Annotated in this window: 1 tRNA gene and 1 rRNA gene; both read right to left on the reverse strand. The window is 48.4% G+C overall.

Annotation, left to right across the window (positions count from 1 at the left end):
* A tRNA-Asn gene (locus KNO69_RS15260) sits at positions 1 to 75 on the reverse strand.
* Positions 76 to 83: 8 nt separating this feature from the next.
* Positions 84 to 200: ribosomal RNA gene (gene rrf, locus KNO69_RS15265) — 5S ribosomal RNA — on the reverse strand.
* Between the last annotated feature and the right edge of the window lie 180 nt (positions 201 to 380).

Consider the following 380-nt stretch of genomic DNA (forward strand, 5'->3'; position numbering starts at 1 on the left):
TGGCTCCGCAAGTAGGATTTGAACCTACGACCTACCGGTTAACAGCCGGTTGCTCTACCACTGAGCTATTGCGGAACGATCTTGCCTGGCAACGTCCTATCCTCACAGGGGGAGATCCCCCAACTACTTTCGGCGCTGAGACGCTTAACTTCCGTGTTCGGCATGGGAACGGGTGTGGCCGTCTCGCTATCGCCACCAGACAAGTATTATATTAACATTATTTATCGATAATGTCAACATATTTTAGAGAGATTGTTCTCTCAAAACTGAGGATTCATCAACACAAACCATTAGACTAGATCAAAGCCTCGACCGATTAGTATCATTCAGCTCCACGTGTCGCCACGCTTCCACCCATGACCTATCTACCTCATCGTCTC

Source organism: Exiguobacterium sp. s131 (assembly GCF_018617345.1).
Classification (GTDB): Bacteria; Bacillota; Bacilli; order Exiguobacteriales; family Exiguobacteriaceae; genus Exiguobacterium; species Exiguobacterium profundum.